27 protein-coding genes are annotated in these 26,010 nt (G+C 65.3%); 21 read left to right on the top strand and 6 right to left on the bottom strand.

Annotated features, from left to right (window positions below):
* Positions 1-137 precede the first annotated feature (137 nt).
* Both AC56QP_RS29440 and AC56QP_RS29435 read left to right on the top strand, forming a co-directional pair.
* Positions 138-587 (top strand): ester cyclase, encoded by a 450-nt coding sequence (locus tag AC56QP_RS29440; protein ID WP_091581423.1) that lies wholly within the window; start codon positions 138-140, stop codon positions 585-587.
* Positions 588-861: 274 nt separating this feature from the next.
* The gene (locus AC56QP_RS29435) at positions 862-1,947 is read left to right on the top strand and encodes a phosphatase PAP2 family protein (RefSeq protein ID WP_489862292.1); all 1,086 of its coding nucleotides are present in this window, start codon (positions 862-864) and stop codon (positions 1,945-1,947) included.
* A gap of 54 nt (positions 1,948-2,001) precedes the next feature.
* Here AC56QP_RS29435 and AC56QP_RS29430 read toward each other — a convergent pair whose 3' ends face one another.
* Positions 2,002-2,538 carry a hypothetical protein gene (locus AC56QP_RS29430; RefSeq protein ID WP_489862293.1) on the bottom strand — a complete coding sequence of 179 codons (537 nt, stop codon included), beginning with the start codon at positions 2,536-2,538 and terminating at the stop codon, positions 2,002-2,004.
* A gap of 109 nt (positions 2,539-2,647) precedes the next feature.
* Positions 2,648-2,974, bottom strand: a complete 327-nt coding sequence (locus tag AC56QP_RS29425) for a DUF1330 domain-containing protein (protein ID WP_489862294.1) — start codon at positions 2,972-2,974, stop codon at positions 2,648-2,650.
* Between the two features lie 177 nt (positions 2,975-3,151).
* Between AC56QP_RS29425 and AC56QP_RS29420 the strand changes: the two genes are divergently transcribed.
* From AC56QP_RS29420 to AC56QP_RS29400, 5 genes are all read left to right on the top strand, one after another.
* Positions 3,152-3,844, top strand: a complete 693-nt coding sequence (locus AC56QP_RS29420; protein ID WP_091581431.1) for a winged helix-turn-helix transcriptional regulator — start codon at positions 3,152-3,154, stop codon at positions 3,842-3,844.
* Between the two features lie 101 nt (positions 3,845-3,945).
* The gene (gene ada, locus AC56QP_RS29415) at positions 3,946-5,079 is read left to right on the top strand and encodes a bifunctional DNA-binding transcriptional regulator/O6-methylguanine-DNA methyltransferase Ada (RefSeq protein ID WP_489863488.1); all 1,134 of its coding nucleotides are present in this window, start codon (positions 3,946-3,948) and stop codon (positions 5,077-5,079) included.
* A 21-nt stretch (positions 5,080-5,100) separates the two neighbouring features.
* Complete coding sequence (locus AC56QP_RS29410; RefSeq protein ID WP_489862295.1) at positions 5,101-5,334, top strand: hypothetical protein; 234 nt, start codon at positions 5,101-5,103, stop codon at positions 5,332-5,334.
* 150 nt (positions 5,335-5,484) lie between these two features.
* Complete coding sequence (locus tag AC56QP_RS29405) at positions 5,485-6,039, top strand: methylated-DNA--[protein]-cysteine S-methyltransferase (protein ID WP_489862296.1); 555 nt, start codon at positions 5,485-5,487, stop codon at positions 6,037-6,039.
* Positions 6,036-6,779, top strand: coding sequence for a 2OG-Fe(II) oxygenase (locus AC56QP_RS29400; RefSeq protein ID WP_489862297.1), 744 nt, complete (start codon positions 6,036-6,038; stop codon positions 6,777-6,779). Before AC56QP_RS29405 ends, AC56QP_RS29400 begins: the two co-directional genes overlap by 4 nt.
* A 126-nt stretch (positions 6,780-6,905) precedes the next feature.
* Here AC56QP_RS29400 and AC56QP_RS29395 read toward each other — a convergent pair whose 3' ends face one another.
* Complete coding sequence (locus AC56QP_RS29395; RefSeq protein WP_489862298.1) at positions 6,906-7,493, bottom strand: dihydrofolate reductase family protein; 588 nt, start codon at positions 7,491-7,493, stop codon at positions 6,906-6,908.
* Positions 7,494-7,646: 153 nt separating this feature from the next.
* On the opposite strand from AC56QP_RS29395, the gene AC56QP_RS29390 reads away from it, so the two are divergent.
* The 4 genes from AC56QP_RS29390 (at position 7,647) to rsgA (ending at position 11,608) form a co-directional block, all read left to right on the top strand.
* Positions 7,647-8,075, top strand: a complete 429-nt coding sequence (locus AC56QP_RS29390; RefSeq protein ID WP_489862299.1) for a winged helix-turn-helix transcriptional regulator — start codon at positions 7,647-7,649, stop codon at positions 8,073-8,075.
* A 153-nt stretch (positions 8,076-8,228) separates the two neighbouring features.
* Positions 8,229-9,476, top strand: a complete 1,248-nt coding sequence (gene dinB, locus AC56QP_RS29385) for a DNA polymerase IV (protein WP_489862300.1) — start codon at positions 8,229-8,231, stop codon at positions 9,474-9,476.
* A 235-nt stretch (positions 9,477-9,711) separates the two neighbouring features.
* Positions 9,712-10,233, top strand: a complete 522-nt coding sequence (locus AC56QP_RS29380; RefSeq protein ID WP_489862301.1) for an SRPBCC family protein — start codon at positions 9,712-9,714, stop codon at positions 10,231-10,233.
* A gap of 340 nt (positions 10,234-10,573) precedes the next feature.
* Entirely contained in the window at positions 10,574-11,608 is a 1,035-nt protein-coding gene (gene rsgA, locus AC56QP_RS29375; RefSeq protein ID WP_489862302.1) for a ribosome small subunit-dependent GTPase A, read from the top strand.
* A 53-nt stretch (positions 11,609-11,661) separates the two neighbouring features.
* On the opposite strand, the gene AC56QP_RS29370 is transcribed toward rsgA, so the two are convergent.
* Positions 11,662-12,195: a sterol desaturase family protein gene (locus tag AC56QP_RS29370; protein ID WP_489862303.1), complete on the bottom strand. Its 534-nt coding sequence runs from the start codon at positions 12,193-12,195 to the stop codon at positions 11,662-11,664.
* Positions 12,196-12,369: 174 nt separating this feature from the next.
* Complete coding sequence (locus AC56QP_RS29365; RefSeq protein ID WP_489862304.1) at positions 12,370-13,557, bottom strand: Gfo/Idh/MocA family protein; 1,188 nt, start codon at positions 13,555-13,557, stop codon at positions 12,370-12,372.
* A 351-nt stretch (positions 13,558-13,908) separates the two neighbouring features.
* Here AC56QP_RS29365 and AC56QP_RS29360 point away from each other — a divergent pair, with 351 nt between their 5' ends.
* From AC56QP_RS29360 to AC56QP_RS29325, 8 genes are all read left to right on the top strand, one after another.
* Positions 13,909-14,802 carry a MurR/RpiR family transcriptional regulator gene (locus AC56QP_RS29360; protein WP_489862305.1) on the top strand — a complete coding sequence of 298 codons (894 nt, stop codon included), beginning with the start codon at positions 13,909-13,911 and terminating at the stop codon, positions 14,800-14,802.
* Between the two features lie 78 nt (positions 14,803-14,880).
* Positions 14,881-15,663 (top strand): SDR family oxidoreductase, encoded by a 783-nt coding sequence (locus tag AC56QP_RS29355; RefSeq protein ID WP_489862306.1) that lies wholly within the window; start codon positions 14,881-14,883, stop codon positions 15,661-15,663.
* A complete protein-coding gene (locus AC56QP_RS29350) occupies positions 15,660-17,243 on the top strand; it encodes a mannitol dehydrogenase family protein (RefSeq protein ID WP_489862307.1) in 1,584 nt (527 codons plus the stop codon). The genes AC56QP_RS29355 and AC56QP_RS29350 overlap by 4 nt, the downstream gene beginning before the upstream one ends.
* Positions 17,240-18,154, top strand: a complete 915-nt coding sequence (locus tag AC56QP_RS29345) for a sugar phosphate isomerase/epimerase family protein (RefSeq protein ID WP_489862308.1) — start codon at positions 17,240-17,242, stop codon at positions 18,152-18,154. The genes AC56QP_RS29350 and AC56QP_RS29345 overlap by 4 nt, the downstream gene beginning before the upstream one ends.
* 187 nt (positions 18,155-18,341) lie before the next feature.
* Complete coding sequence (locus AC56QP_RS29340; RefSeq protein WP_489862309.1) at positions 18,342-19,376, top strand: ABC transporter substrate-binding protein; 1,035 nt, start codon at positions 18,342-18,344, stop codon at positions 19,374-19,376.
* A gap of 248 nt (positions 19,377-19,624) precedes the next feature.
* Positions 19,625-21,184, top strand: a complete 1,560-nt coding sequence (locus tag AC56QP_RS29335) for a sugar ABC transporter ATP-binding protein (RefSeq protein ID WP_497100948.1) — start codon at positions 19,625-19,627, stop codon at positions 21,182-21,184.
* Positions 21,181-22,155, top strand: coding sequence for an ABC transporter permease (locus AC56QP_RS29330; protein WP_489862311.1), 975 nt, complete (start codon positions 21,181-21,183; stop codon positions 22,153-22,155). Before AC56QP_RS29335 ends, AC56QP_RS29330 begins: the two co-directional genes overlap by 4 nt.
* A gap of 10 nt (positions 22,156-22,165) precedes the next feature.
* Positions 22,166-23,152 carry an ABC transporter permease gene (locus tag AC56QP_RS29325; protein ID WP_489862312.1) on the top strand — a complete coding sequence of 329 codons (987 nt, stop codon included), beginning with the start codon at positions 22,166-22,168 and terminating at the stop codon, positions 23,150-23,152.
* A 145-nt stretch (positions 23,153-23,297) separates the two neighbouring features.
* On the opposite strand, the gene AC56QP_RS29320 is transcribed toward AC56QP_RS29325, so the two are convergent.
* Positions 23,298-24,236, bottom strand: a complete 939-nt coding sequence (locus tag AC56QP_RS29320) for a LysR family transcriptional regulator (protein ID WP_489862313.1) — start codon at positions 24,234-24,236, stop codon at positions 23,298-23,300.
* 102 nt (positions 24,237-24,338) lie between these two features.
* Between AC56QP_RS29320 and AC56QP_RS29315 the strand changes: the two genes are divergently transcribed.
* Positions 24,339-25,346 (top strand): NADP-dependent oxidoreductase, encoded by a 1,008-nt coding sequence (locus tag AC56QP_RS29315; protein ID WP_497101025.1) that lies wholly within the window; start codon positions 24,339-24,341, stop codon positions 25,344-25,346.
* A gap of 75 nt (positions 25,347-25,421) precedes the next feature.
* Positions 25,422-25,844, top strand: a complete 423-nt coding sequence (locus AC56QP_RS29310; RefSeq protein ID WP_489862314.1) for a hypothetical protein — start codon at positions 25,422-25,424, stop codon at positions 25,842-25,844.
* Positions 25,845-26,010: the final 166 nt, after the last annotated feature.

The raw sequence follows: 26,010 nt of genomic DNA, 5'->3' as shown, positions 1-26,010 counted from the left end.
GTTTTGCGGCCACTGGATCGTCCTAGTGATGCCCGAGGTCGCCGGCAAGTCCGGTGATCCCGGGGTCGCCGGCCAGCCGTTGATCCCGGGGTCGCCGGCCAGCCGGCGATCCCTGACAGCAACAAGAGGACCTCCCAATGACCAAACAGGAAGACAACAAGGCCGTCGTCGTCAGATGGTTCACCGACTTCTGGGGTGAAACCTGCGACCTGTCGGTGGTCGACGATATCGCCGCGCCCGACATGCTGCTGAAATACTCGCTGCATGAGCCGCGCCGTGGCCGCGACGACATCAAGGCCTTCATGACCGACTTTCGCGCCGCCTTCCCGGACCTCAACTTCTGGGCCACCGCCGACCTCATCGCCGAGGGCGACCATGTCGTCGGCCAGTGGGAAGGTGGCGGCACGCATACCGGCCCGGCGTTCAGCGATTTCCTCGTCGGCTCGCTGCCCGCCGCCACCGGCCGCACCATGCGCTTCACCGGCACCACCGTGCTGAAGCTTGTCGACGGCCGGATCGTCGAGGAGATCGGCCTCGACGACGGCGTTGCCGCCCTCACCCAGCTCGGCCTGATCAAGGCCGCGTGATTGCGGGGCCATCGCCGTCCAGGCGATGGCCCACTTTCAATCGCGGTCGAAGCCCGATGACAAGGCCGCTCTACAGTTGAAAATCGCGGCGGCCACGAATGTTGCTGTTGCGTTGCCACGCAACCTCTTCATCAACGGTTCGTTAGTGTCAAACAAAATATTATCGACTAAAAATATTAGAAATTTAACAAAACTCCAAGTGTAACCAGATGGTAATACATTGCCTGTGAAATACCCATAACAGTCTTCTGGACAGCTGGCGGGATGTCCTTCGATGAGTGCGTATGGCGAGCAGCGGGGTGGCAATGGCCGCTCAGCCTCCATTCTTGATCTTGACGTGGCGGCAACCAGGGGCGGTTGGCTGCTGGTTGCTCTGTGTCTGACCTATGCCGTGGCCGCTCTTTGTCTGCAGCCGCATCGCTACCTGCATCTGGCGCAGTCCTATGCCGAGCCGTTCGTCTTCTTCTTGCCCTCGCTGCTGGCGGCTGGCCTTGGCGTGGCGGCGCTGATATTTGCCCGGCATGCTCCAACAAGGTTCATGCTCGACATGCTCACGCAGCGTTGGCTGGGCGCCGCGCCGGTCATCGTCTTGTTCTTTCTCGGCATCACCGCCTTCACCACCTTGAAGGTCGCCATCCCCGACGTCGTGCCATTCTATGCCGACCGGGTCCTGGCCGGGCTTGATCTTCGGCTGCATGGCACGGATCCCTGGGCGTGGGCGCACGGCGTCGTGTCCGAACCGGTCTCGGCCATAATTTTTGCCAGCTATGGGTTTGGCTGGTTCGCCCAATGGTTCGGCACCTTGCTCTTCGTCGCCTTCTGGAACAGCCCGGCCAGGCGCCTGCGCTATCTATGGGCGTTCGCGCTGACCACGATCCTGTGCGGTACCGTTCTGGCCACCCTGCTATCGTCCGCTGGCCCGATATTCTACGACCAGCTCTACGGCGGTGACCGGTTTGCCGGGCTGCAAATCGCCCTGGCGCAGAACGGCCACGCCATGCCGGTCCATGCCTATGCCAACTACCTGCTTGCAACCTACGAAAGTGGCCGCCCGGAACTGGGCACCGGCATCTCGGCGATGCCAAGCATGCATGTCGCCTTCGTCACGCTCAACGCATTGTTCCTGACCGGTTTCGGACGCCGGTGGGCCATGGCCGGCTGGTCCTTCGCGGCGCTCATCCTGTTCGGCTCGGTTTACGCCGGCTGGCACTATGCCGTGGATGGCTACCTCTCGATCCTTGTCGTGTCGTTGCTCTGGTACCTGACCGGGCGTTTCGTTTTGCCGCAAGCGAGCCGGGGCGCCACCGACGCGGGATTGGCCCTTCCCGACCCCGGCGCCGCGGTGAGCGAGCTCAGCTGACGCCGTTGGCTGTGGAAGAGTGGCCAGACGGCATTGGCCGCCTGGCCTTGCCGGCTACTGGCTCGGCGCCATCGTGTGTTCGCACGACACTTTCGGGTTCATGTCGGCAAAGGTACCGGTCGGGTTGCCCTTCCAGGCCCAGACATGCAGTTCGTAGAATTCACCCAGGCCGTAACGGTTGGGCGCGCTGTTGAAGTTGAACAGTTGTCCGTCCAGCGACGCCGGCCCCTTCGAGGTGATGTATTCGACCGCCACCAACTGCAGCGTACCATCGGCCATCGGCTCGTACATCACCGCTTCGGGGCGGGCGATGTCGATCTTGTCGTCCTTAAGATACTGGCCGTTGACGTAGTGGATGCCCATGGCGCCGCCGGTGATGCCGCTGGCGCAGGGAATGGGCGCATAGCCCTCGGCCGTCGCGGCCTTGACGTCGAGAAACCGGCTGTTGGCGGCACGCACCTTGTCGGCCAGCGGACTGGAGCCGGCCGCGGGCGCAACTGCTTCCTGATGCGCCTGAGCGAAGGTGGTGCAGACGGCCAGCATGGCCCCCGCCATGAGAAGCCTGTTGCGAAAGTTTGTTATCATGTTCATTCCATTCTTCTTGAAAAAGCACAGCGGGCCGGCCGCCGAAAATACGGAGGCCCGGCAGGCAAGCGCCGTGGCTGTTGTTGCTTGGATATCCCGAGGCGACGAATGCCGATCATCCCTTCGGCAGATACGGGATCGTTCCGGCCAGATCGGTGTTGTCGATCATCTGGAAACGGCTGTCGCTGCCATCCTGACGGGCCGAAACGAAAGGCGCATAGGCAGGATCGTTGGTGAAGGCGCGCGCCGCCGCTTCCGACGGGAATGCCATCAGGGCGATCAGCGTGGTGTCGAGCGGCTTGCCTTCAAGCGTCTTCACATTGCCGCTGCGCGACAGATATTTGCCGCCGTGCTTGTGGACGAGGTCGTGCACCGAGGCGGCATAGGCCGGCACCCACTGCGGGTGGTTTATCTTGATGTCTGCGATAACGTAAGTGGTCATGGTGGTCTCCTGGTTGCGGCGCACAGGGGTATCCCGTGCAACCGGCCAAAGGGCTCGCATGGCAGGGCCCGCGCCAACCAGTCCGCGATCTGTACTGGGCTGGTACAGTTTCTGTACTCGCCGCCTCAATCATGAAGGGCTAATGTTCGGCCCAGCTTCGAGGGAGGACCACAAATCATGGCCCAGCACGGATACAAACAGTTCTGCCCGCTATCGATGGCCGCCGAGGTGCTGTGCACACGCTGGACGATGGTCCTGCTGCGCGAGCTGGTGGCGGGCTCGACCCGCTTCAACGACCTGCGCCGCGGCGTGCCAAAAATGTCGCCCACCCTTCTGTCGCAACGGCTGAAGGAGCTCGAACTGGCGGGGATCATCGAGCGCAAGGAAGTGCCGGGCGAGAAAGGCATCTCCGAGTATCGGCTGACCGAGGCCGGCCGGGATTTGCGCCCGGTCGTCGAGGCGATGGGCTTCTGGGGGCAGAAATGGGTCGAGTCCCGGCTGTCGCTCAAGAACCTCGATCCGTCGCTGCTGATGTGGGACATGCGGCGCAACTTGAACCCCTCGCCGCTACCCGAGGGGCGCACGGTGATACAATTTCTGTATCAGGATCTACCGGCGTCCAAACGGTCGTGGTGGCTGATCGTCGAAAAGCACGGCGAGGTCGATCTGTGCTGGTACGATCCGGGCTTCGATGTCGACCTGTACGTCTCGACCGACCTGCACACGATGACGGCGATCTGGATGGGCTTGCTTACGGTCGAGAAGGCCGGAGCGAAGGTTTCCCTGACCGGCGACCAGGCTATCGGCAAGAAGATGCAGACCTGGCTCGGCCTCAGCCCGTTCGCGATCGAGCCCAAGCGCGCGGCGTAGGAGAGCCGAGGGCTTGAGGATAGGGGGCCGGAAGCTTGCCCACCCTGACACTTGTCAGGAAACGGGTGGCGAGGCCGGCTTCTGGCGGCTTCAATGCGGCCATGTTCATCACCCTGGCAAGAGACCTGAAAGCCACGCCGCTGCCGGTTGCCGACGATCCGCGCTGGGCGCGCATCGTCGCGCGCGACAAATCGGCCGACGGACAATTCTGGTATTCGGTGGCGACGACCGGCGTCTATTGCCGGCCCTCCTGCCCGTCGCGGCGCGCCAACCCGAAGAATGTCCAGCTGCACGACACGCTGGATCAGGCCAGGGCGACCGGCTTTCGCCCGTGCCGGCGCTGCAATCCGGATGGCCCTTCGCTCGAGGCCGGCAACGCCGCGATGGTCGCCGATGCCTGCCGCTTCATTGAACAGAGCGAGGAAGAACCGTCGCTCGGCGAACTGGCCGACGCCGCCGGCCGTAGCGCCGGCTATTTCCATCGCATCTTCAAGGCCGTCACCGGGCTGACGCCGAAGGACTATGCCGCCGCCCACCGCGCCGCCCGGGTCCGCCAGGGCCTGGAAGATGGCGCCAGCGTGACAACGGCGATCTACGATGCCGGCTTCAATTCGAGCGGGCGTTTTTACGAGAAATCGACCGGCATGCTCGGCATGACGCCGACACGCTATCGCGCAGGCGGCGCCAACGAGGAGATCCGCTTCGCCGTCGGCGAATCCTCGCTCGGCGCCATCCTGGTCGCGTCGAGCCAGAAGGGCGTCGCCTCGATCCTGCTCGGCGACGATCCCGACGCGCTGGTGCGCGACTTGCAGGACCGTTTCCCCAAGGCGCTGCTGATCGGCGGCGACCGCGACTATGAAGCGCTGGTCGCTCGCGTCGTCGGTTTCGTCGAGGCGCCGGCGCTCGGTCTCGACCTGCCGTTTGACGTGCGCGGCACCGCGTTCCAGCAGCGTGTCTGGCAAGCCTTGCAGGATATCCCGGCCGGCCGGACAGTCTCCTATGCCGAGATCGCGCAGCGCATCGGGTCGCCCAAGGCGACCCGCGCCATTGCCGCCGCTTGCGCCGCCAACAATCTTGCCGTGGCCATTCCCTGCCACCGGGTGATCCGCAAGGACGGCGCGCTGTCGGGCTACGCCTGGGGAGCGGAGCGCAAGCGCGCGCTGCTCGACCGCGAGGCCGCGCCCGGCGGATCGGTGAAGGCACCCGATGACGCATACCGCTCCTCACCGGCCTGAGAGCAGGAGGACCTGGCGGCAATGGGCGCGATGGCAAGGTCTCCCGAGAGCAGCGCCGATGCGACGAGCCAGACCCAAGCCGCCGGCAGCCGGCGCGCCTCCAACGCGAAGTCCCTGGTGATGGCCACCATCGGCGCGCTTGTCGATGACGGCAAAGCCGAGTGGAACCGCACCGCGACCGGCGAGATCGAGCTGCGGCTGTTGACCGGCGAAGTGTTCCTGCTCGGCGAGGTCTCCGTCACTCGTATCGCGTGAAGTGCGAACGGTTCAGAATCAGCGCCATAGAGCAGCTACTTTGCGCCATTCAGACCCCAGATTCTGAGATTTGAATTTGAAAGCAAGCACCGGAGTGAGGGCCGGCCGGCACCTGGCTAGGGTTCAGGCACAGACAAAGGAGTGAAGACAATGAACCTCATGCAAACCAGTGGGAAGACGGCTGCCCCCTACGCTGCCGCCCTCGACACCATTGCCTATGCGATCGGCGAATCCGAGATCGGCAAAATCCTGGCGGCCCGCAGCCATATCGGCGTCTGCGCCATCCTGATCGGCTCCGACGCCGACGCGCTGGAGCTGGACCTCGCCAACCGTTTCCCCGACAGGATGCTGGTCGAGGACGAGGCTACCTTGAACGACGATCTCGCCGCGATAGCGCGCTTCATCGAAACGCCCGGCGTCGGTCTCGACCTGCCGCTCGACATGCGCCACGGCACGCCGTTCCAGCAGCGTGTGTGGGACGTGCTGCGCGCCATCCCGTGCGGCGCCACCATCACCTACACGGCACTTGCCCGGCGTCTCGGCCAGCCGGACGGCGCCCGCGCCGTGGCGACGGCTTGCGCCGCCAACGCGATCGCGCTTGGCATTCCGTGCCACCGTGTCCTGCGCACCGACGGCACGCTGGCCGGCTACCGCTGGGGGGCCGAACGCAAGCGCGCTCTGCTCGACAAGGAGGCCACCATATGAACACCCACACCGAGGTTGCCGCATCCGTCGTCGAGGCAGCGGAAACACGCGTCGCCGGTTACGACTGGCCGGCATTGAGCGCCGAACTCGACGGCTTCGGCTGCGCGGTGATGGAAAAGTTGCTGTCGCCACAGGAATGCCGGCGGATCGCCGGCCTCTATCCCGAGGAAGAACATTTCCGCAGCCACATCCATATGGCCAGGCACGGCTTCGGCAAGGGCGAGTACCGCTATTTCCGCTATCCCTTGCCGGACCTGCTCGGCGGCCTGCGCAGCGCGCTCTATCCCAGGCTGGCCGAGGTCGCCAACCGGTGGAACGAACGCATGGGCCTCGCCATGCGCTACCCCGCGGCGCATGCCGAGTTTCTCGAACAATGCCACGCCGCCGGCCAGACACGGCCGACGCCCCTGCTGCTGCAATATGTCCCCGGCGACTTCAACTGCCTGCACCAGGACCTCTATGGCGACCTCGCCTTCCCGCTGCAGGTGGCGATCCTGCTCTCCGAGCCGGGCAAGGATTTCACCGGCGGCGAATTCGCGCTGACCGAGCAGCGGCCGCGCATGCAGAGCCGGGTCGAAGTGGTGCCGCTGCGCCAGGGCGATGCGGTTGCCTTCGCCGTCCACAATCGGCCGGTGCAGGGAACGAAAGGCAATTACCGCGTCAATTTGCGCCACGGCGTCAGCCGGCTGCGCTCAGGCATGCGCCACACCGTCGGCATCATCTTTCACGATGCCAGGTAAGTGGCCTCCGCGATCCGATGCGGCCGCTCCGCCGGTGACCGCATCTTGAAAACGAAGGAAAGCGGGCAAGCGATTCCACCCAAACACTATTTTCCGCCGCGCGATGCCTTCGCGCGGCATTCCGTATCAGCCGGCCGGCGCGTAGCGGTTGACCACCATGCCGCAGGCATAGGCCTTCGAACCGAGCAGGCGCAGCTTCTGGAAACCGCGCAGGTCGAAGATCCGGCGCCCCTCGCCCAGCACCGCCGGGTTGATGAACAGCTGAAACTCGTCGACCAGCCCGGCCGCGATCAGCGCCGACGCAAACCCCGCCCCGCCGAACACCGCGATATCGCCGCCGTTGGTCTTCTTCAGCGCGTCCACCTCGCGCGGTAGGTCGCCGCTGGCGACCGTGGTGCGTTCCCACCGCGAGACCTTGAGCCTGTCGCTCAGCACCACCTTGTCGACCTCGACGACACGTTGCGCAAAGGCATGGAAAGGGTCTCGCGGATAGTTCCTCGCCGCGTTGCCCCAATGGGTCAGATAGCCCTCCTCGACCATCTTGCGGCTCAGCAGGATGGTGTCGATACCGGCGAAGACGGCGTTGAAGTCCTTTTTCAGCTCGTCGTCCCAGGCGCTGTCGTCGCCCCATTCCCACAGCTGCCAGTGATGGTCCTCGAAGGCGCCGACGAAGCCGTCGACCGACATCTGCATCTGAAGGATGAGCTTTCTCATCGTCATTCTCCTCGTTCGCTTGCGATCAAAGGGACGCGCGAAATTGTGCTCCTGGCGAGCCGTCACGGTTGGAAACGATTTACTTTTGGAACCATTTGACGCATGCCGATAATGGTGTCAATAGTAAAGTGATTTACAAATGGAAGCATAGCGATGTCGACCAGGAGAAAGTCCGGCTGCCCGATCAACCTGTCGCTCGAACTGCTCGGCGACCGCTGGACGCTGCTCATCATCCGCGACCTGGTCTTCGCCGGGAAAAAGCATTTTCGCGAATTCCTGCAGTCCGACGAGGGCATCTCGTCGCGCACGCTGGCCGAGCGGCTGCAGACCCTTCAGGACGAAGGCATCCTCACCAGAAGCGACGACCCGACGCATGGGCTGAAGACGGTCTACCGGCTGACCGAGGCCGGCATCGACCTTCTGCCCGTGCTCGCAACGCTCGGCGCCTGGGGGAGCAAGCACCGCAACGCCGACGACAGGCTCGCCCGGATCGCCGACGACCTGGCGGCGGGTGGCGAGGCAGCGCTCGATCGCATGAAAATGGCGTTGCGGACCGAGCATGTCGGCCAGTCGACAGGCTGAGGCACCGCGCTTTCCCGCGCGGAGGAAATGAAGCGCCGAGCCCGCCAACGCCGGTCTCATCAGCTTGACAGCGAGCTATCTTTGTTCTCTATTTGTTCCTATTCATAAGCAACTCCGGATATGCGGCCGGTGCACCGCGAGCGAATGGTCGGCATGGAAACGACAGCCACCATCCTGCATGCCGATCTCGACGCCTTCTATGCCTCGGTCGAGCAGTTGCTCGATCCGTCGCTGCGCGGCAAGCCGATCGCGGTCGGCGGCGGCGTCGTGCTTGCCGCCTCCTATGAAGCGCGCGCCTTCGGCGTGCGCGGCGGCATGCCGGGGCGCAAGGCCCGCGAGCTCTGCCCGCAACTGATCTTCGTCGGCGGCAATTTCGGCGACTACCAGCGGCTGGGCGACGCGGCGATCAAGGTGCTCGACGATTTCACACCCGTGGTCGAGCGCATTTCCATCGACGAGGCCTTTGCCGATGTCGCCGGCTGCACGCATCTGTTCGGTTCGCCGCAAGAGATCGCCACGACGATCCGCCGCCGCGTCCGGGCCGAACTCGGACTGCCGATCTCGATCGGCGTGGCGCGCACCAAGCATCTGGCCAAGATCGCCTCGCAAGTGGCCAAGCCCGACGGGCTGGTGGTGGTCCATCCCGGCACCGAACTGGCCTTCCTGCATGATTTGCCGGTCTCGCTGATGTGGGGCGTCGGCCCGGCGACCAAGGCGCGGCTGGCCGACATCGGCGTCGAGACCATCGGCCAGCTGGCCCGGACGCACAGCGGCGCGCTGACGCGCCTGCTCGGTCCGGCGGCCGGCGAAAAGCTCGCCGCGCTGTCTTGGAACCGCGACCCGCGAAAGCTGGAGACGAAGCGCAGGGCGCGCTCCGCGGGCGCCCAGTCGGCGCTCGGCCGCAAACCGGCCGTGGCCGACGTCTACGTGCCCACTCTGCTGCATCTGGCCGACCGTGTCGCCTGCCGGCTGCGCGCCAAGGCGCGGCCGGGCCGCACCGTGACCGTGCGCGTGCGCTTCGCCGATCTCAGCGCCGTTACCCGTTCGATCACGCTTGACCAGCCGATCTCGGCGACAACGATGCTGGCCGAGATCGCCGGCGATCTGGTGCGCGGCGTGCTCGCCGACCACCGCCAGGAGAAAACGATCTCGCTGCTGGCAATCTCGGTCTCGCATCTCGAGGAAAGCGCCGAGTTGCAGCTCGAACTGCCGCTCGGCCTCGCCGACGAGAAGCGCCGGCCCGGTACGCGCAAGGGCCTGACGCGCTTCGGCGCCGACCGCGCCATCGACAAAATCCGCCAACGCTTCGGCAAGCAGGCGGTCGGCTACGGCACGGTTGCGCTGGAGGCGGCGCGCTCGGTGCCCGACGAGTTCAGGGAACTGGCGGAGAAGGAATTGTGAGCCGTGCCCGGAGCGCGCCAGTCGGGTGCTCATGAGCGACGTACAAGACGCCGCCATGAGGCCACCGACACACCAAGCCGAGAACACTGTTCAGCACGGCACCGATTGCGCATCGCTGCTTGACACAAATCAATGCCGTGCACCTTGGGTAGCGCTAGTTTGCCAAGTCTCATTCGACAGGATCGGATTTTTCCCAAGTTTCCCTGAAACGTGGGGATGAACCGGAGGTGAGATTATGCCGGCATTCTCGCGTTCCACCGAGGCTACTGCCACAATAGACTCCACGGCTGAGACCGTGTTCGCCTATCTCGACGACCACAGGCACCTCGGGGCTCACATGAGCGCCTCGTCCTGGATGATGCTCGGTTCGAAAATGGACTACGAGTTCGACGCAGGGAAAGCTCGTTTGGTCGGCTCCAAGTTCGGTTTCCATGGAAAAATACTTGGAATTGCACTGTCTGCGGAACAGGTGGTCACGATCCGGATGCCTCCCAGACTGAAGGTCTGGGAAATCATCGGAACACCAAATCTCTGGGTAGTCGGCCGCTATCGGATGGGTTTTGAAATAGCACCCGAGGCGAAATGGTCCCGGCTTCGGGTCTTCATCGAATACGACCTGCCGGAAGCGGCGCCGGCCCGTTGGCTTGGCCTGATCTTTGCGAATGCATACGCACGCTGGTGCACAGGCCGGATGGCGAAAGACGCAGCCCGTTATTTCAAGACGGCGGGGGCGCAGCCAGCCCCTTCGACAGGCTGAGCGAGGCGAGGGTCGGCACGGCTGTGATCCTTGATAGAACCCATCCCGATTCCATCGGGATGGGTTGGGTCCCAGTCCGTAGCCGGCATCGGCCGTTGGTCCCTGGTCTTTCTGGCCCGAATTGAAGCGGTTAGGTCTGCATGGGGGGCGGATCCACGTCTCGCCCCGCCCCTCACCCAACCATCCAGCCGCCCCTTCTCGCCAGCAATGCTTGCCAAATCCCGTCATGCCGCCCATACACCCTCTCGGGTGGATCGCCTGTCCCGAGAGGTCCGCGCCCTCTCTCATTTCGCCGGGGATACTGTCCGATGTCTGCGACGCCCTACCCTTGGTCAAAGCCGTGAAGCCCTCTCCCGACACCCCGTCACTGTCGCTTGCAAGCCTCGGATGGTCGGATTTTTTTGGCGATCAGCTCGGTCCCGATGAGGCGAACCTCGTCCCGACACGCATTGCCATGGTGCATCGTGACCGCCTGAGCGGCATGTCTCAGACCGGGCAAACGGACCTGACACTGCCGCCGCAAGCCAACACCGGCGACTATGCCGTCGGCGACTGGGTGCTGGTCGAGCCGCATAGCCGCCTGCTGCGGCGCCGCCTGACCCGCAAGACGGTGCTGGAGCGCCGCACCCAGGGCGGCAGGGTCCCGCAGCTTGCCGCGGCCAATGTCGACACACTGTTCATCGTCACCTCCTGCAACGCCGATTTCAACATCGCCCGGCTCGAACGCTATCTGGCGCTGGCCAACGAGGCTGGAACGACCCCGGTGATCCTGCTGACTAAGGCCGATACCGCTGAAGACGCCGAGGCGTACCACAAGCAGGCGAGCGCGCTGCAGCGCGGATTGCCCGTCGTGACGCTGAACCCGCGCACATCGGATGCCGCGGCCGCCCTCGCTCCCTGGTGCGGCCCGGGACAGACGGTCGCGCTGGTCGGTTCCTCCGGCGTCGGCAAATCGACGCTGGTGAACACGCTGGCCGGCGCGGCGCAGCAACTGCCGCAACAGACCGCGGGCATCCGCGAGCACGATGCCAAGGGACGCCACACCACCACCGCACGATCGCTGCACGCCATTGCCGGTGGCGGCTGGGTGATCGACACGCCGGGAATGCGCACGCTGCATGTCAGCGACGTTGCCTCCGGCATCGACACGCTGTTCGCCGAAATCACCGAGCTTGCCCCGCTGTGCAAGTTCCGCGACTGCACCCACGTGCATGAGCCGGGCTGCGCGGTGCAGGCTGCCCTGAAGGCTGGTACGCTCGATCCCGAGCGCCTCGCCCGCTGGCGAAAACTGTCCGACGAAAACCAGCACAACACGCCGGTCCAGACAGGACCTCGCGGCGCCAAGTCTCCCGCCGGCCGCGGCAGGCGGCGCTGAACGACCGTCCTACCGCCTACTGCCTACTGCCTACTGCCTACTGCCTACTGCCCTTAGAGCCGCGCCGTGCCGAAAACCCGATCCCACAAGGCTGACGTCACGCCGAAATTGGCCGTTTCGTCGACATGGTGGTGCACGGCGTGGCGGCGCTTGAGCGTGTAGAGATAGCTCGGATGGGTGGGATGCCAGTGATGGATCATGTGGTGGATGCTGATGTACCAGAGGTAGCCCAGCATCAGCCCGCAACTGGCCGCGCTCGCGGTAGCGAAATCCGACACCATCCATACCGGCAAAAACGCCACCAGCGCATGCACCCCGAGGCTGAGCCAGGTCGGCGTCCCCACCGAACTGCGCTCCTCGACATGGTGGCGGTCATGCAAGTCCCTGATGTAGGGGATGTGATGAAGGACGAACCTGTGCAGGACATATTCGATCAACGTCCACAGGCCAAGACAGGCGAGAACCGTGCCCATCCAGCCTGGCGCACTCTCTTCGCCGGCCTCGATCAGGCCGGCCACCGCCAGCACGGCGATCACCAGCGGATAGACCACGAAGTCGCTGTAGTAGCCAATAAGACCGAGTTGCATCCGAGACGCCTCACCTAGCTTTCGGTGCCGCCAACAGAAGATGGCATCAGATTGCCAGCCCGGCGGCTGAGGAGCAATGCAGGTGCACCTGACATAGCATCGCAGTCACCCGGCGCAAGCCCACGCCAAAGGATTTGCGGGGACAGTCGGCGCTGTGAGGGCCGGATCGTATTGTTATCCGGCAAACCGCGCCGGCGTCCACGCCCCGCCCGCCGCGCTCGAATCCACAGCCGCCGCGACGAACTTCACGCCGCGCGCGCCGTCGACGACATCGGGCACCTGCGCCGCGCGGACCGGATCGACCACGCCGCCCGAGCGATGGGCGCGGATGATGTCGGCGGCGTCGCGATAGAAATTGGCGAAGGCCTCGATATAGCCCTCGGGATGCGCCGCCGGCATGCGCGACACGCGCCGGCTTTCCTCAGTCGAGCCATGGCCGCCGCGCACCAGCGTGCGGGTTTCCTCGCCATAGCGGGAGAAGCGCAGTTCCTCCGGCCGCGCGCCCGACCATTCGAGCCCCGCCTTGTCGCCATAGATGCGCACCGAGAGATCGTTGTAGTGGCCGGGCGATGTCTGGCTGGCCAGGATCGTGCCGCGTGCGCCGCCCGTCCAGCGCATCATCACATGCGCGTTATCGTCGAGCCGGCGCCCCGGCACGGCGGTAAACAGGTCGGCCGACACCGCCTCGGCCTCGCAGCCCGAGATGAAGCTCGCCAGGTTGAAGGCATGCACGCCGATATCGGCCAGCACCGCCGACTGCCCAGCGCGTGCCGGATCCGTGCGCCATTCCGCCTGCTTCTGGCCCTCGGCGTCGATCGGCCTAGTCAGCCAGTCCTGGATGTAGGCGCCGTGCACGGACACGATCCGTCCAAGCTCGCCCGCCTCCACCATCTCGCGCGCCTGCCGCACCATGGCGTAGCCGGTGTTGTTGAGGGTGACGACGAAGCGGCGCTTTCTCGCCCGCGCCAGCGCCACCAGTGCCTCCGCGTCGGCCAGTGTCGTCGACAGCGGCTTGTCGCAGATCACGTCGATGCCGGCCTCGAGGAAGGCGGTGGCGATCGGCGCGTGCAGATGGTTGGGCGTGACGATGACGACGGCTTCGATGCCGTCCGGCCGCGCCGCTTCCGCCCGTGCCATCACGCGATAGTCGGCATAGCTGCGCTCCGGCGCGATGCCGATCTCGGCGGCCGAGGCGGCGGCGTTGTCGGGATCCGAGGACAGCGCGCCGGCCAGCAGAGCGATCTGGTCGTCAAGGCGCATGGCCAGCCGGTGCACGGCGCCGATGAAGGCGTTGCGCCCGCCGCCGACCATGCCGACCCTCAGGCGCTTGCCCGCCGATCCGTCCGATGTTGCATAGACCATTTCAAACTCCTCCACCTATCGCTTCGTCATCCTGGGGCGGAGCAAGGAGCGCAGCGACGCGGAGACCCCAGGATCCATGCCGTGGCTTCAAGGCGTTGTGGCCGTGCAGAATCTTCTCTTCCGCCGCATTCCTCGACAGCCGTCGCGGCATGGATCCTAGGGTCTCCGCGACGGAGCTACGCTCCTGCTTCGCCCTAGGATGACGACGTCAGAAGGGCTTTCGCCAACCCTGCGTACGGCGACAACAGTATTCTCCAGTCCACCTTCCGCGCTACCAAGCCCCCTACCACTTTCGAACAGGATTTCCAATTTCCATATTGTAAAACGATCGTATCGCGCTAGCCTGAAATCATGAGTGGGGCGCGCAAATCATCGGGACGATCGGCTGCCGACGAGGCGGCGACCCGCAAACGCGGACGCTCGCTTGCCGCCCTCGGCTACATCAAGCCGCAAACCTATGAGGAACTGCGCGCGGTGCTGTCGTCCGGCACCGTGCATTTCCCCAAGCGGCTGCGCCAGGTCGCGATCTTCCTGTGGCAGCATCCAAGCGACGTCGCGCTCGGCACCATCGCCCAGGTGGCCGAACAGGCCGGCGTGCAGCCGTCGACGCTGGTGCGCTTTGCCCAGATCTTCGGTTATTCCGGCTTTTCCGATTTCCAGGGCCTGTTCAAGGACCACGTCAAGGGGTCCTGGCCGGAAGGACGCGGCCAGGAACGGACGGCGGCCGAGCCCAATGCCGACCTGCATTTCCTGCACGGCATGGTCGGCGCCTCGCAGGCCTCGCTTGGCCGTATCGAGAGCGGCTTCGACGTCGAGAGCTTCGAGAAGATGGTGGCGCTGCTGGCGGGCGCCGACCTGATCTATGTCATCGGCTCCAAGCGCGCCTTTCCGGTCACCACCTATCTGTCGCTGACGCTGTCGCAGCAGGGCGTGCGTAATGTGCTGGTCGACAATGTCGGCTCCACCGCGCTCGATCAGGTCGGCTGCATCGGCAGGCAGGATGCCGTGCTGGCGGTCTCCTTCAGCCCCTACAATTCGATCACGCCCGACCTCGTCGCGGTGGCGCATGAACGCAATGCCCGCATCGTCACCATCACCGACAGCACCTTCAGTCCGCTGATCAAGCTGTCGGACAGCTGGCTGGAGGTGGTGGAGTCCGACTTTGCCGGCTTCCGTTCGCTGGCCGCGTCGCTGGCCGTCGGCATGGCACTGGTCCATGGCGTCGTCGCGCGCCGCGGCACATGAGGCGCTGCTGGCACAATTGACTATCGGGAATTGCCGTTCCATATTCGGAAAAATAGAAACTTTGTTCCGGGAGGAGGAATGGAGCTTCATCTTCAAGGCAAGGTCGTGCTGGTCACCGGCGCAACACAAGGCATCGGCCGCGCGATCGCCGAGACGCTGGCGCGCTCCGGTGCCGCTGGCCTTCTGGTCACCGGCCGCGAGAAGGCGCGCGGCGACGCGGTGGCGGCAGAGCTTTCGCGGCTCGGTACGCCGACACTCTTCGTCGCCGCCGATCTGGGGGACCCCACAGCGCCCGCCCTGCTGGCGCAAGCCTGCATCGAGCGCTTCGGCCGCATCGACGGTCTCGTCAACGCCGCCGGACTGACCGACCGCGCCTCCTTCCTCGATGCCAGCCTCGACGACTGGGCGTCGCTGTTCGCCGTCAACGCGCGCGCGCCGTTCTTCCTGATGCAGGCTGCCATCGCCGACATGAGGAAGCGTGGGGAGCCCGGCGCGATCGTCAACATCCTGTCGATCAACGCGCATTGCGGCTCGCCCGAGCTTGCCGTCTATTCCGCCACCAAGGGCGCGCTCGCCACGCTGACCAAGAATGCCGCCAACGCCCACCGCTTCGACCGCATCCGCGTCAACGGCATCAATGTCGGCTGGACCGACACCCCGGCCGAACGCATCATGCAGGCGGAGAGGCTGGGCCATGGTCCCGGCTGGCTCGATGCGGCAAACGCCGCGCAGCCTTTCGGCCGGCTGCTGACACCAAGCGACGTCGCCAACCTTGCCGTCTTCCTGCTGTCCGACGCGGCCGGCCCGATGACCGGCGCCGTGATCGACCAGGAGCAGTCGGTGATCGGGGCGAACCGGTGATCGGTGCTTCCGCATCGCTGGAAACCCTCGGGCCGGCATTGCTCGACCGGTTGCCTGCCGCTGTCCAGAAGCCATCCTATGACCGCGCGGCGCTGGTGCCCGGCATGGCGCATCTCGGCGTCGGCGCCTTCCACCGCTGCCACCAGGCCGAATACACCGACGATCTGCTCTCGCTCCGGTTCGACCGCTGGGGCGTGGTCGGCATCAACATCCGGCCACCCAGCCTCGCCGACACGCTTGGCCGGCAAGGCGGGCTCTACACAAGGCTGATCCGCGAAGACCAACGCATGGAGGCACGCGTCATCGGCAGCATCGTCAAGGTGGTCGACAGCCAGTCCAGTGCCGTCCCCGCGCTCGACGTGCTCTCCTCACCCGACATCGAACTGGTGACGATGACGGTGACCGAGAAGGGCTATTGCCACATCCCGTCGAGCGGCGAACTCGATCTCGACCATCCCGACATCGTTCATGATCTCGCCAGCCCCGAGACACCGCGCAGCGTGCCCGGCATCCTCGCGAGGGCGCTGGAACTGCGCCGGGCCACGCACGGCCAGCCGCTGACGCTGCTGTCCTGCGACAACATCCCGACCAACGGCGTCATCCTGGCCAATGTCGTGCAGGCCTTTGCCAAGCGGCGCGGCAATGGCCTTGCCGACTGGATATCGGCCAACGCCGCCTTCCCTTCGGCCATGGTCGACCGCATCGCGCCGGCGGTCACGCAGGCCGACCTCGACAGCGTCGAGCAGCGTTTCGGCTACCGCGATGCAGCCGTCGTCGTCGGCGAGCCGTTCCGGCAGTGGGTCATCGAGCAGAAATTCGCCGGCCGCACGCCGCGCTGGGACCTGGTCGGCGCCAGTTTCGTGGATGATGTCACGCCGTACGAGCATCTCAAGATGCGGGTGCTCAATGGCGCCCAGACGACGCTCGCCACGCTCGGCGTGCTGGCCGGGCTCGAACACACATTCGATGCCATCGCCGATCCGCTGCTGGCGGATTTCGTCCGCCGCATGCTTGTCGAAGAGACGCTGCCGACGCTGACGCCGGTGCCCGGCGTTTCACCGCTGGCCTATGTCGAGCAGAGCCTCGGCCGGTTGCGCAACACCGCGATCCGCCACCGCAACCACCAGATCGCCACCGACGGTTCGCAGAAGATCGTGCAGCGCCTGCTCAACCCGATCCGCGACCGGCTGCGCCAGGGCGAAAGCATCGCGCTGCTGGCGGTGCCGGTCGCCGGCTGGATGGCCTATCTGATCCAGGCCTCGGCACGGTTCGGCACACGCTGGCCGGTGTCGGACCCCTACGCCGTCAAGGTCGCTGATATCGCCGACGCGATCGGCCACGACGCCAAGGCACTGGCCGCCGGCATCCTTGCCATCGACACCATTTTCGACCCCGGCCTTGCCGCGAACGAGACGTTCCGCACGGCCGTCACGTCAGCGCTCGACGGGCTGCTTTCGAACGATCCGATGGCAGCCGTCAGGCGTAGTCTGGAACAGGGCGAGGCCGCACGGTTGAAGCCGCCCTCACAATCGGCATTATCGGTATCGGCCGTGAATTCACGACAAGGGGAGGCACGATGAAACTTGGAGTGCTCACCGCGCCATTCGCGCAGACGCCGCTTGGCGAGGTCGCCAACTGGGCAAGTGGTGCCGGCTTCGAGGCGCTGGAAATCGCCTGCTGGCCGAAATCATCGGGCGCCAGCCGCCGCTATGCCGGCACCAGCCATATCGACGCCGCCTCGACTTCCGCCACACAGGCGAAGGAGATCGTTGCCTCGCTGGCGGAGAAGAACCTGTCGGTCTCGGGCCTCGGCTACTATCCCAATCCGCTGCACCCGGACGCCGCCCACCGCGAGGCGGTGATCGGCCATTTGAAGAAGGTGATCGTGCTGGCCGCCACTATGGGCGTGCCCGTCGTCAACACCTTCTGCGGCGGCGATGCCTCGAAAACCGTCGACGTCAACTGGCAGGAGGCGCTCAAGGTCTGGCCCGAAATCGTCGCCCATGCGCGCGACCATGGCGTCAAGCTCGCCTTCGAGAACTGCCCGATGATCTTCAGCTATGACGAGTGGCCGGGCGGCCACAACATCGCCTATTCGCCGCTGGTCTGGCGCCGCATCCTCGAAGCCTGGGGCGGCGAAGTCGGCATGAATTTCGACCCCTCGCATCTGGTCTGGCAGATGATCGACCAGGCCCGCTTCATCCGGGAATTCGGCCCCTACATGCTGCATGCCCACGCCAAGGACCTGATGATTGATCATGATGGACTCTATGAGCGCGGAATCCTTTCGGCTGGCATAGGCTGGCAGGTGCCGCGCATGCCGGGGCTCGGCGATGTCGACTGGAATGCCTTCTTCTCCGGCCTCTACCGGGCCGGCTATGACGGCCCCATCATCATCGAGCACGAGGACCGGCGGTTCGAGGGCAGCGACGATCAGATGAAGCGGGGATTCCTGCTCGCCCGCGATGTGTTGCGTCCCTTCGTCAAGTGACGGCGGATATGCATGTCGCCCAAAAGTGCATTGCGGTTTTGGGACAACGACATGGGTGAGGAGAGCGCATGTCGGCGACGACATGGGGAGGACAAAGACTTGAAGCACGGCGCCTGACTCTCTTTCTAAGCGACGCGCTTCAACGACTTGGAATTGAAACTGAAAATCAATGTGGAGGAGTACTGAAATGAAGAAATACCTGACCATGGTCCCGCTGCTTGCCGGCGCGGCCTTTCTGGCTTCGGTGGGCGCCTCGTCCGCCGCGGGCAAATACACGATCGGCATCTCCAACACCGTGCAGGGCAATGGCTGGCGCGAGGAGATGGTCTGCGCCATGAAGGCGCAGGCGCTGGCCTCCGGCGAGGTCGCCAAGCTCAACATCGCCCACCGCAACACCGACGCGGCCGGCCAGCTGGAAGACATCCGCAACCTGATCAGCGCCAAGGTCGACGCCATCGTCGTCAACCCGGCCGATCCGGCCGGCATCAAGGCTGGCCTCGAGGAAGCCACCAAGGCCGGCATCGTCGTCGTCGCCGTCGACCAGGCGGTCACCGAACCGTCCGCCTACATCATCTCCAACAACCAGGAACAATACGCCTATCTCGGCGCCAAGTGGCTATTCCAGCAGATGGGCGGCAAGGGCGAGGTGTTCTACATGCGTGGTGCCGCCGGCGCGTCCGCCGACAGCGACCGCGACAAGGGCTTCAAGAAGGCGCTGGCCGAATTCCCCGATGTGAAGGTGGCGCAGGAGGTCTTCACCGGCTGGCAGCAGGACCAGGCCAAGCAGCAGATCCTCTCCTTCCTGTCGACGGGAACGCCGATCAACGGCATCTGGACCTCCGGCATCGACAACGTCATCGTCGACGCGCTGGTGGAATCGCAGGCGCCGCTGGTGCCGATCGTCGGCGCCGACAATGCCGGCTTCGTCGGCCAGCTCAGCTCGGTCAAGGCCCTCGTCGGCGCGGCGGTGACCAATCCTGGCTCGATCGGCGGTGCCGGCGTGACGCTCGCGCTGCAGATCCTCGACGGCAAGAAGCCGGCACAGCAGACCGTGCTGGTCGAGCCGCAGCTGTGGGAGAACGCCACCGAGGAAGGCAAGGCCAAGCTGAAGGCAGCGGCCGACCCGTCGCTGAGCCCCGAATGGCCGGTGTCGATCTCGATCCCGGACTGGACCACCTACACCAAGGACCAGATCGTGGCGTGCAAGGGCCCGGGCGAGTAAGTCTCGATATCCCCTGCCTTGGAAGGGTTGGGGATATCACATATGGCAAAGGCCCCCTCACCCGGATTGCCAACCGAATTGCAAAGGGCAATTCGGGGCAATCCGACCTCTCCCCGAGGGGAGAGGAGGGAGCCGGCACAAGCGCCAACCTCTTCTCCCCCACGGGGAGAAGGTGGACGCGAAGCGGTCGGATGAGGGGGCCTCTCCACACGCGATAACCCTGCCTCATGAATCGAGAACTCTGCGATTTGACCAGCACCCCCCTCCTCGACGCGTCAGGCGTCGCCAAGAATTACGGCGCGGTGGCAGCGCTGCGCAACGCGTCGCTGTCGGTGCTGCCGGGCGAAGTTCATGCGCTGATGGGCGCCAATGGCGCCGGCAAGTCGACGCTGGTGAAGATCCTGACCGGCGCGGTTCCTGCCTCCGCCGGGCGCATCCTGATCCGTGGCGAGGCCCGCGACGTGCGCTCGCCCGCCGCCGCGCGCCGCGCCGGGCTGCTGCCCGTCTACCAGGAGCCGTCGCTGATTCCCGATCTCGACGTGCTCTCCAACCTGCGCCTCACCGGCACGCCGGTCGAGCCGTTCCGCGCCTGGGTGCGCGAACTCGGCATTCCCGATCTCGACATCCGCGACACCGCGCGCGACATCCCGCTGGCCGTGCTGCGCGTGCTCGACCTCGCCCGCGCGCTGGCCGTCGAACCCGACGTGCTGCTGCTTGACGAGATGACCGCGGCCCTGCCCGCCAATCTTGCCGAAAAGGTGCTGGAAGTCGTGCGCCGCCAGGGCGACAGCGGCCGCGCCGTGATCTTCATCTCGCACCGCTTCGTCGAAATCTCGGCGCTGTGCGACCGCGCCACCGTGCTGCGCGACGGCGAGACCGTCGGCGTCGTCGACATCGTGCCCGGTGTGGAGGAAAAGATCGTCGAGCTGATGCTCGGCGCCCGCATCGTCAAGACCCACGTCGCCGCGCGCAACGCCAGCCAGGCCGCCGCCAGCCGCCCGCGCCTCGGCGTGCGCAATCTGCGCGTCGGCACCAAGCTCAACGACGTCTCCTTCGATCTGGCTGACGGTGAAGTCGCCGGCGTCGTCGCGCTCGAGGGCCAGGGCCAGGACGAATTGTTCGCCGCCCTTGCCGGCTCGATCCGGCCCTCGGGCGGCACAATAGAGGTCGACGGCCAGCCGGTGAAATTCACGCACCCGATCGACGCCATCCGCGCCGGCCTCGCCTATGTGCCGGGCGACCGCGCCGAGGCGCTCGCCATGCAGCGCTCGGTGCGCGAGAACATCGCCCTGCCCTTCAGCGCCGCGCTCCGCAACTGGGGCCCGATCAACATGCGCCAGGAGCGCGCCAAAGTGGTCAGCGCCATCGAGCGGCTGCGGATCGACACCCGCGCGCAAGGGGAAGTGCAGCGCCTGTCCGGCGGCAACCAGCAGAAGGTGACCATCGCCCGCTGGATTGCGGCCGACGCTCGCACCATCCTGTGCTTCGACCCGACGCGCGGCATCGATGTCGGCACCAAGCAGGAGATCTACAAGCTGCTGCGCGAGCTCGCCGGCAACGGCAAGTCGGTGCTGTTCTACACCTCGGAACTCGAAGAGGTGCAGCGTGTCTGCGACCGCGTCATCGTCATCTTCGGCGGCCGCGTCGTCGATATCTTTCCGGTCGAGGAGGCCGACGAGCCGACGCTGATGCGCGCCGCCTACGGCCTGCCGCGCGGCGCCAAGGCAGATATCGGCATTCTGGCCGATCCCCACTCTTCTTCCCCGGAAACCTCGAACGCTTCGACCGCGCCGGGGACGACGCCATGAGCCACTTCCTGCGCCGCCAGGGCTGGGTCGCCGGCCTGTTCGCCCTCTTCGTCGTCCTGTTCGTCATCACCAGGCTGATCCAGCCGGCCTATGGCAGCGGCGATTTCGGCTCGCTCGCGCGGGCCGTCTTGCCCTACGCTTTCGCGGTGGCCGCCCAGACCGTCGTCGTCATCGCCGGCGGCATCGACCTGTCGGTCGCCGCCATGATGGCGCTGACCAGCGTCACCGCCGCCTCGATGATGAATGGTGCCTCGGAGGAATACGCGCTGTTCGTGGTGCCCTTCGTGCTCGCCATGGGTTTGGTGCTCGGCGCCGTCAACGGCCTGCTGATCGTCGTCACCCGCGTGCCCGACATCGTCGTCACGCTCGCCACTTTGTTCGTGCTGCAGGGCGCCGCCCTGCTGGTGCTCGACGCGCCGGGCGGTGCGGCCGCCGAATGGCTGAAGGCGCTGATCTCGGGCACCGTGCCGATACCGGGCCTGCCCGACGGCATCGACGCCTGGATCCCGAAGGCGCTGCTGCTGCTCATCATCTGCATCTGCATCATCTGGATCCCGCTCCGGCGCTCAAAGCTCGGCCTCTCCATCTACGCCATCGGCTCGAGCGAGCTGGCGGCGTTCCGCAGCGGCGTGCCGGTGGCGCGCACCCGCATCATCGCCTATGCGCTGTCTGGCCTGTTCGCCGCTTTTGGCGGGCTGGCGCTGACCATGAGCACCGGCATCGGCGCCCCCATCCCCGGCCCCTATCTGCTCGCCAGCGTCGCGGCGGTGGTGCTGGGCGGCGTGGCGCTCGGCGGCGGCAAGGGCGGCCTGCTCGGTCCCATCGTCGCCGTCTTCGTGCTGCGTCTGGTGCGCACCGACCTGACGCTGCTCGCCATCGATCCCAACGTCACCGCCATCATCGAAGGCGCCATCATGGTCGCCGTGGTGATGTTCGGCGCCTTCATCACCATGAGGGGGCGGCAGTCATGAGGATATGGGCATGAGCAACGCCGCAACCATCTCTCAATCCGTCCCCTTCGGCCGCCGCGTAAAACGCTTCATGGCCGACCGGCCGCTGGTCCCGCTCATCATCCTGCTCGTCATCCTGGTGGTGATCCTGCAGATCCTGCGCCCCGGCATCGTCAACGAGCGCTGGATCGCCAACACCATCAAGTTCGCCATTCCCTTGGCGATCCTCGCCGGCTGCCAGACCATGACCATGCTGACCGGCGGCATCGACCTGTCGGTCGGCACGGTGGCGACGATGAGCGCCTTCATCATGGCCACGCAAGTCGTCAACCAGGACCCGGCGGTGGCCTTCCTGCTGGCGATGATGCCGGCGGTGCTGATCGGCCTCGTCAACGGCATCGGCGTCGGCGTCTTCCGCGTCCACCCGCTGATCATGACGCTGGGCACCAGCCTGATCGGCACCGGCTGCCTGCAGGTCTACCAGCGCACGGTGATCGCGTCGGGCGCCAAGATCCCCGACTTCCTCGCCTGGCTCGGCACCGGCCTGAGCTGGGGCATCCCTAACGCGCTGCTGCTGTTCGTGCCGCTGGCCGCCCTCATCGTCTTCACCTTGAGCCGCACCGGCTTCGGCCGCCTGCTCTACGCCGTCGGCGACAATGAGCACGCCACGCGCCTGTCCGGCGTGCGCTACTGGCAGGTGATATCGGCGCTCTACATCATCTCCAGCCTGCTCGCCGGCATCACCGGCCTGCTCTATATCGGCCTGATCAAGGCCCCCTCCCTGTCGCTCGCCGAACCGCTGGTGCTGCCCTCGGTGGCCGCCGCCGTGATCGGCGGCACCTCGATCTTCGGCGGCCGCGGCGGCTACACCGGCACCATCATCGGCGCCCTCATCCTCACCGTGCTGACCACCCTGCTGACCATCCTGCAAATGCCCGAGGGGGCAAGGCGGATCCTGTTCGGGCTGATCGTGCTGTTCGTCACGGCGGCGTATTTGCGGATTGTCGAGGAGCGGTAGGGGGCCGAATGAAGGGCTGCTTTTGCCCGAAGCCGCCGCCAACGGCATCTCCGTCGCTCGGCGCGCGAGATCCTGATAGCTTGCCTTTCGTTCAGGCCGCGCCAACTGAGCAGCAACGACTGCCCGCTCTCTGACAAGGACGCGGTCAGACCGACACTCTGGCCGCGGCCTTCATCCGTTCTTGAAAGACCTCTTGCAACCGGGTCAGGAAGGCCCGCACGGCGGGATTGGTACGGCGGCTTTCCGGCCAGAGCGCGGTGATATTGTGCCGCTCGACGGCGAATTCGGACAGCACCGGGACCAGTTCGCCACGCGCCACATAGGGCGCCGCGATAAAGGTCGCGCTGATGCCGATCCCGCCGCCGGCCACGAGTGTCGCGACCAGCGCATCGCTCACGTCGACGACGAGGCCGGACCGCGGCACGATCTCGATCACCCGGTCGCCGATCCGAAAAGGCCAGCGCAAGGCTTGGCTCGTGCTCTGGTAGCGAAGGTTGACGGTGTCGTGCCCCTCCAACTCGTCCGGGTGCATCGGGGTGCCACGCGCTGCCAGATAGGCTGGCGAAGCAAAGGCGCAGAGCCGATGCGGTGCGAGCCGGCGCGACAACAACCGCGAGTCCGCGAGGTCGCCAATGCGTACCGCGATGTCGATCCCCTGCTCGATGATATCTACGATCTGGTCGTTCAGCCGCAGATCGACCATCACCTTGGGGTAGAGCTTGCGGAACGCCGGCAGCGCGGGCGCTATCACATGGACGCCGATCGGCAACGGCGCTGCTATCCGCAAGGTACCCGACGGCTCTGAGCGCGCCGTCATCGCCGCCTGCTCAATCTCTTCCGCGTCGCGCAGCAGTCTGAGCGCGCGCTCATGCAGCTCGCGGCCCTCTGGCGTGAGCGTCAGCGAGCGGGTCGTGCGGGTGAAGAGCGAAATGCCCAGATGCTGCTCGAGCCGCTGCACGCTCTTGCTGACGGCCGAGGGCGAGATCGACAGGGACCGGGCGGCGGCGGTGTAGCTTCCCATCGACCCAGCGCGCGCGAAAGCGATCAAGCCGGTCAATCGTTCGAAAGCCATTTGTTCCTTCATGGCATTATTGAAACGAAATTGGCTGCAATTATCAACCCCACGGTTACAGCATACATGACCGCTGAAGCAATATGCGTTCTCGTGGAGATTCTAGTGAGCGATATGATGAAGGCGATCCGATTACATGCATTCGGCGGTCCCGAGGTGCTGCGCTACGAGGATGCGCCGAAACCTGAGCTGAAGGCGGGCGAGGTGCTCGTCCGCGTTCACGCGATCGGTATCAATCCCCCCGACTGGTATCTGCGCGACGGGTACAAGATGCTCCCTCCCGCGTGGCAACCGCAGGTGTCGTTCCCCGTCATTCTGGGAACAGACATATCGGGCGTTGTCGAGGCGATCGCTGACGATGTTGAGAATTTCTCCGTCGGAGACGAAGTGTATTCAATGGTTCGCTTCCCCGTGGGCCTTGCGGGGGACAGCAAGGCTTATGCCGAGTACGTCAGCGCGCCAGCGTCGGAAGTCGCGCTCAAGCCGACCGGCATCGATCATGTGCATGCCGCTGGAGCACCGATGTCGCTGCTCACCGCGTGGCAGTTCCTGGTGGAGTTGGGGCACAATGAGCCGAACCCGCTTCAGCCGAACCAGCATGAGCCGGTGCCGCTCGAGGGGAAGATCGTCCTCGTAAACGGCGCCGCAGGCGGTGTGGGGCACTTCGCGGTGCAGATAGCGAAGCTGAAAGGTGCGCACGTCATCGCCGTGGCATCGGCTAAACATGAGTCAATTCTGCGCGATCTCGGTGCTGGCGAGTTCATTGACTACACAAAAACGCCTCCTGAGAACCTGGCGCATGACATTGATCTTGTCATCGACGCCCTCGGCGGACCGAGCACCGGTCGTTTCCTGCGCACGCTGAAGCGCGGCGGCGCATTGTTCCCAGTGTTTCCCCTGGGCTTCTCCGGTGCCGAGGAGGCCGAGAGGCTGGGCGTCACGGTTTCGGCTACCCAGGTCCGTTCGAGCGGGGCTCAGTTGAGGGACGTCGCCCATTTGCTCGATGACGGGACAATTCGCGTCGTCCTGGACAGCATCTATCCGCTCGCCGACGCTCGCAAGGCGCACGAGCGGGCGGCCCAAGGGCACATTCAAGGCAAGATCGTGCTCAACGTGGATTGAAGGCCGAAGCTTGAAGGATCGTCCTTTGACTGACGCCTCGTCGCGAAAGTGACACCTGATGAAAGAAGCGGTTTGATGACCATGGACGCGAAGGTTTGCCAGGGAACGACGGCTTGGTTCGAGATGGTGGGAACGTTGATGAGCGAGGCGGCTTCGCAGTCCGGACTTTCGCCAGAACTCAGTCTGTCGCTGGTTGAGCGCTACACTGACGGCGTCGAATTGTCCGAAGGCCTTGTTCAAGGCCTTCGCTTCGACATCCTCGGTGGCAAGCCGTCGTTCAGGGTCGGGGCGCGGCGGGACGAGCGGGCGGACGTGATGATCGAGATAACGGCCGCGGCGGCGCGCGAGCTGAACACATTGCGTAGTGCCGATCCGAACTATACCGCCGCGCTCCAGGGCTTTTTGAGCACGGGGGAGATGCGGGTGGAGGGCGACCCTTTGCGGATGGGCGGCTGGCTGAACGCGGTGCACGATCCTATCGTGAGCCGTACAATTTAGCTCGCGAGGTGGGGACGGGACTTCTGCCTGGACTGCTGATCGCGGGCGATCCCTCGCCAGGAAGATTGGAGAACTAAAGGAGGGCAACGTTGCGGCGTACTCCCTTTGATGAGGCGTGTTTTTCCAATGCACCCTCGCCTCACACCGCCAAACTCCCCTGCTCCAC

This window comes from Mesorhizobium sp. RCAM 05104 (assembly GCF_059683645.1).
This window is presented reverse-complemented; position numbering and strand designations above follow the sequence as displayed.